Source organism: Pseudomonas sp. (assembly GCF_026224925.1).
GTDB lineage: Bacteria > Pseudomonadota > Gammaproteobacteria > Pseudomonadales > Pseudomonadaceae > Aquipseudomonas.
This window is the reverse complement of sequence record NZ_JAMFRV010000775.1, coordinates 1-5479: the sequence shown is the minus strand read 5'-3', so window position 1 is coordinate 5479 and position 5479 is coordinate 1. Positions and strand designations below refer to the sequence as shown.

5 protein-coding genes and 1 pseudogene are annotated in these 5479 nt (G+C 56.2%); 4 read left to right on the top strand and 2 right to left on the bottom strand.

Features of this window, described 5'->3' with window-relative positions; all coding sequences use genetic code 11:
• The 4 genes and pseudogenes from M0974_RS32505 to M0974_RS32490 all read left to right on the top strand — a co-directional run.
• Positions 1-135: pseudogene (locus M0974_RS32505) on the top strand (ABC transporter permease); the annotation flags it as partial.
• The gene (locus tag M0974_RS32500) at positions 129-923 is read left to right on the top strand and encodes an ABC transporter ATP-binding protein (protein ID WP_297846336.1); all 795 of its coding nucleotides are present in this window, start codon (positions 129-131) and stop codon (positions 921-923) included. The pseudogene M0974_RS32505 and the gene M0974_RS32500, both read left to right, overlap by 7 nt.
• Positions 924-1007: 84 nt before the next feature.
• Positions 1008-1472: a helix-turn-helix domain-containing protein gene (locus M0974_RS32495; RefSeq protein WP_297846335.1), complete on the top strand. Its 465-nt coding sequence runs from the start codon at positions 1008-1010 to the stop codon at positions 1470-1472.
• On the top strand, positions 1472-2047 hold the full coding sequence (locus M0974_RS32490) for a PIN domain-containing protein (protein WP_297846333.1): 576 nt from the start codon (positions 1472-1474) through the stop codon (positions 2045-2047). Before M0974_RS32495 ends, M0974_RS32490 begins: the two co-directional genes overlap by 1 nt.
• 102 nt (positions 2048-2149) lie before the next feature.
• Here the strand turns inward: M0974_RS32490 and M0974_RS32485 are convergent, their stop codons facing one another.
• The gene (locus tag M0974_RS32485; RefSeq protein ID WP_297846331.1) at positions 2150-3547 is read right to left on the bottom strand and encodes an amino acid permease; all 1398 of its coding nucleotides are present in this window, start codon (positions 3545-3547) and stop codon (positions 2150-2152) included.
• 256 nt (positions 3548-3803) lie between these two features.
• A partial coding sequence (locus M0974_RS32480; RefSeq protein WP_367279071.1) for a DUF6701 domain-containing protein occupies positions 3804-5479 on the bottom strand: 1676 nt, incomplete at its 5' end.

The window sequence follows — 5479 nt, the reverse complement described above, 5'->3', positions numbered from 1 at the left end:
CAGGGCTGGGCGGCTTACGCCAACATGTACGCCGCATTATTGATCATGGCGTTGGCCTGTTCAGGGCTGATCTCTGCGCTGTTCATGATCCGTGACCGCCTGCTGAGCTGGCAAAAAGGAGCAATGAAATGGTAGCGCTGGCCAATAGTTTACCGGAGCAGGGCGCTGCAGGGCTGGCCTTGCGCATTGATAATCTCAGTCATTCGTTTAGCCTCGACGGCTACCGTCTGCCGGTGCTGGAGCGGATTTCCCTTGATGTTGCACCGGGGGAATTTGTCGTGTTGCTCGGGCCGTCGGGCTGTGGCAAATCAACGTTGTTGCGTCTGGTGTCAGGCCTTGAGCCTGCGGACTCCGGCAAACTGCTGGCAGACGGCGTGCCGATTACCGGTCCCGACCCCAGTCGCGTAGTGGTGTTTCAAGACCCAACGCTTTACCCGTGGCGGCGCGTCTGGGACAACGTTGCCCTCGGCCTGGAAGCCCAGGGCCTGCTTAAAACCCACGGCAGCAAAGTCGACGCCGCACTGGAGAAAGTCGGCCTCAGCCAATTCGCCCGCGCCTATCCCCGACAGCTGTCAGGCGGCATGGCCCAGCGCGCAGCATTGGCCAGGGCACTGGTCAACGAACCGCGCCTGCTGATACTCGATGAGCCCCTGGGCAAACTTGACTCACTCACGCGCCTGACCATGCAAAAGGAACTGATCGACCTTTGGCAACGTCAGGGTTATACCGCGCTTTTGGTTACCCACGACGTTGAAGAAGCCCTGCTGCTGGCCAACAGAGTGATCGTGTTCAGCGACCGCCCTGCGACGATCAAAAAGGAATTCACCATCGAACGGCCTTACCCCCGGCACCGCGATGATCCGTATTTGGTGGACTTGAGAAGGCAGATACTGGAGTTGTTGGGGTTGGGCGGGAGTTGGTGAGAGAGTGTTTCGTTTATTGCGATTTTCGTTTATTTCGAATAAAATTTTCCTCTAGCGCAATTCGCTGCCTATTGGAGTTTGATCATGACCGTTACAGGCCTGTCCACCACGACCCTTCCGCTCGATGGAGAGGTTAAGGCTGCTGTGCAGGGACTGCGTGACCTGGCAGCTTTTCTTTCGACTCAGTTTGAAACGCAACGTATTGAGATTTTCGACAAAGAAAACAAAGCGCACCCTGTCGAATTGCCTACCTCCGCTCTGCGGTTACTGATGGATATTCTAGGCGAGTTGGCCATAGGAAACGCCGTTAAGGTAGTACCTGTCCATGCCGAGTTAACCACTCAAGAAGCGGCAGACTTGCTTAATGTCTCGCGCCCCCATTTGGTCAAGTTGCTGGAGATGGGGGAGTTGCCGTTTCATAAAACCGGCAGACATCGCCGCGTTTTGTTCTCCGACTTGATGAGATTTAAAGATCGCCGCGATCAAGCCAGTCATGAGGCAATGGAGGCATTGGCACAACAAGCGCAAGACCTCCGGCTGGGTTACTAATGAGACACTCGCCGTTTACGGCGGTATACGATGCTTGCGTTCTTTATCCTGCTCCGCTTCGAGATTTTCTGATGCATCTGGCGCTTTGCGGACTCTACAGGGCTCGTTGGAGTGCGCAGATTCACGATGAGTGGAAACGAAATGTTTTGAAGAATCGGGCTGACTTGACCCCGCAGCAGTTGGATAGAACTTCGGCTTTAATGGATTTAGCCGTCCCTGATGCACTGGTGACGGGTTATGAAGTGTTGTGCTCTGGATTAGAACTGCCTGACAAAAACGATCGCCACGTGTTGGCTGCTGCCATTCGTTGTAAGGCACAGAGCATTGTTACGTTCAATTTGAAAGATTTTCCGGCAAAGACATTAGCGTCTTTTGAAATCGAGTCTCAACATCCTGACGAGTTCATCATGGATCTTTGGGATTTGGATCAAGCCGCAGTTCTGGCCGCTGCACAGCGGCAGCGACGCACGCTGAGGATGCCCCCGATGGATGTGCAGCAGTACTTGGATATGCTGCTTCGTCAGGGGATACCTCAAACAGTCAAAGCCCTTGCATCGTATGAGTCCGTTCTTTAGAGGCAGAGGGCTGCGCATTTGCTCTCCAAACAAACCGCGCTGCCCGCTTCCCGAACAAAGCTACGCGCCCCGGTTGGTCCTACAGGGATTTGAGGTGCTGTCTCAAGCTGTTTTCACTACCCGTGGTCCTACGCGCAATCGGTACAGCCCCAGGATGAACAATATCCAGACCGGCATGATGTAGACCGAGATGGCAATCCCCGGAATCATCAGCATCATGACCAGAATCAATGCGACGAAGGCTAGGCACAGGTAGTTGCTGAAGGGTGTCCAGAACGCCTTGAAGCCAGGCACTACACCTTGCTGATTCATCGCTTTGCGAAACTTCAGGTGGGTGAGGCTGATGACTATCCAATTGATGATCAGCGATGCGACGACCAAGGCCATCAGCAACTCTAGCGCTTCCTGAGGCGCGACATAGTTGACCACCACGCACAGCAGGGTCACCAGCGCCGACACACCGATGGCTAGCACCGGCACACCTTGTTTGTTCAGCTTCATCAGTGCTTTGGGCGCATCACCTTGTTCGGCCAGGCCAAACAGCATGCGGCTGTTGCAATACACCCCGCTGTTGTAGACCGACAGCGCCGCCGTGAGTACCACGACGTTGAGGATTTGTGCTGCCGTGTCGTTACCGATCAGGGCAAAGATCTGCACGAAAGGGCTGCCGCTGTAGGCATCGCCGGACGCGCCGAGGGTTTGCAGCAACGAGTCCCATGGGTACAACGCCAGCAGCACGGTCAGTGCGCCGACGTAGAAAATCAGGATGCGGAACACCAACTGATTGATCGCTTTGGGAATGATTTTGCGCGGCTCGCTGGCTTCCGCTGCGGTGATACCCACCAACTCCAGCCCGCCGAACGAAAACATGATGAAACACAGCGACATCAGCAAACCGCTGATCCCGTTAGGAAAGAAGCCGCCGTGATTCCACAGATTGCTGACAGAGGCTTGCGGGCCGCCGGTGCCGCTGATCAACAGATAACCGCCTAGCAGGATCATGCCGATAATGGCGACTACCTTGATGATCGCAAACCAGAACTCGGTCTCACCGAAGACTTTGACGTTGGTCAGATTGAGCAGATTGACCAACACGAAAAACACCGCAGCGCTGACCCACGACGGTACCTCCGGCCACCAGAATTGCACGTATTTACCCACGGCGGTCAGCTCAGCCATACCGACCAGCACGTACAGGACCCAGTAATTCCAGCCGCATAAAAAGCCCGCGTAACCGCCCCAATATTTGTGCGCAAAATGACTGAAAGAGCCGGCGACCGGCTCCTCGACAATCATCTCACCCAGCTGACGCATGATCAGAAAGGCAATGAAGCCACAAATGGCATAACCCAGAATCATCGCCGGCCCCGCCGACTTGAGCACGCCAGCAGAGCCCAGAAACAACCCGGTACCAATCGCGCCGCCGAGGGAAATCAGCTGGATATGGCGGTTCTTCAAGCCACGCTTGAGCAAGCTCGGCGTCAGGTCTTCACCTGTCATTGCTTTACCTTTCTGTATTTGGAGTAGGGCGCAAGTGGAGCGAGTGCGGAAATGGGTCGCTATTCTAAAACGGCGAGGGTGTGGGAGGTATCCCTAAATTGCGGGTTGGGTCGCTTTGTGGAGAATGACAGCGGATCAACCCCCTGTGGGAGCAAGCTTACTCCCACAGTAGCCAGTCCTGGCCGAAAGGTTTGTGTGTGCTGATTTGCTTTGGATGCTGGCTTTTACAGCTGGCCCGAAGGGCCTTCATTACCCTCTACCGATAGACCTCCCGCCGAAAGATCATTGGTGTCGTACCTTTGTAGATACCAAATCTAGCCACCGCTACCGGGGCTTCACGACCGGTGCCGTTCCAGTTATAGAACAGCCATGACGGGGTGGCGGGTAAGCCGCCAAGTACCGATCCGCTAATGGCCGGGGGCTGCAGTTTTAACAAGCCAATACCTGCACTCGGTGCAATCAACGAGATGGCGCTGTTGGGATAGTTTGCCGGGGTAAGTTGTCCGGTATAGCTGCTCAATCCTGGAGCCTGGAGCACTGAAGCGGTGGTGCAGGTATCGAGGCCTTCAGCTTTAAAGTTGCCACCGGCAAGGTTTTGCCAGGTCTCGATACTCAAAGGCAGATCCAGTTCCTGCAGTTCAGAGCCATGGGCGTTATCCAGGCGTAGACGGCCCAGGCGTACTTCGCTGCCGGGCGTGTTGCTGAAGTCGTAGCTGTAGGCTGAACACGCGGTACCATCGCCAAAACATGCGCCATCGGCGTCGGTCAACGTAGCGGCGCTGAAGTTCTGGCGAATGGCTGCGATGAACGGCCAATCGTCGGCTAGCGGCAGCGTTGGGGGGGTGTATTGCAGGGTTTCGCCGGTCCAGCGATAACTCTCTGCACCGTCACCATTGTCGGCACCGCTTTGTGCAACGTTGGCCGTGCCGCTGCGAGTAAGGCGGCCACTCAGGTCCAGGCTGGTCTTGCCGGTGATCGAGGTGTACGCATCTGGAACCGGCGTCGCCAGCCTCCAGAAAGCGTCACGGTCGTAGTTGTAAGTGATGCCCGCGTTTCGGTTAAAACCGGTGACGATCAAGTCGGGTTCTTGCCCGACAGCAAACGCCATCGGTTGGCCCTGATAGCTGAAGGATGAACCACAGCTGGGGGTCAGGCTGGCACTCGCTTGCGCGCCTAAGTACGCGGGAATCAAGCGTCCGACCAGACCGCTGGTGCCACCACTGACGGTTTCACCAAAGTACGCATTGGCCGCTGGGGTCGCCGTCAGTTGGAACACGCCGACTTCTGAAATCGAGGTGCTGGTTGTGGTTTGGTTGCCCTGCACATGTGTGTATTGAGTGGGCGAAAGTACTCCGCTGACGCCAGAAACCGGAGCAACCAGTTGGCTGGACAGGGGGATATTGGCCATTTGGAAGTTGGGGGTGACAATCCGGCCGCTGCACAATGATGCGGAGGTCAGTGGGTCACCGTCGGCCAACCAACCGACGGCCTGAACGCGCAATGGAAAGTTATCCCCCGCGCGTACGCCGGGGAACGCCTTGCAGTCGGCGCTTACGCCTGCGACGGTGCACACCGAGTCAGTTTGCACACACAGGCCATAAGGTTTAGAAACGAACAAATCGCTGCCGTTCATGCTGAGCCCGGCGTCGTTGTTGGCCGTGCTGCCCAAGTAAGTCGCGGTGAGCATCATCTGCCCTGCGTCGTCATAACGAACAGTAAGCGATGCGCTGCCTGTGCTGTCGAATGCCAGGCTGAGGGTGCTGGGCGTGCTGGTCACCGCGCTGTTATTGACAATTATTGGTTGGGTGCCGGACGTGGGACTAACGTTGGTCAGGCTGAAGCTTACGTTGCGGGTGACGTTGCTAAAGCCGGGCACACAGGCTTGTGAAGTGTCGCTTTTTTTCACCGCACGCAAGGCGATGTTGCTCTGTG

What these genes read in the sequence shown, in the direction of transcription:
- M0974_RS32500 (WP_297846336.1), top strand. Translation starts at nt 129, where the DNA reads ATGGTAGCGCTGGCCAATAGTTTACCGGAGCAGGGCGCTGCAGGGCTG.
- M0974_RS32485 (WP_297846331.1), bottom strand. Translation starts at nt 3,547, where the DNA reads ATGACAGGTGAAGACCTGACGCCGAGCTTGCTCAAGCGTGGCTTGAAG.
- M0974_RS32495 (WP_297846335.1), top strand. Translation starts at nt 1,008, where the DNA reads ATGACCGTTACAGGCCTGTCCACCACGACCCTTCCGCTCGATGGAGAG.
- M0974_RS32490 (WP_297846333.1), top strand. Translation starts at nt 1,472, where the DNA reads ATGAGACACTCGCCGTTTACGGCGGTATACGATGCTTGCGTTCTTTAT.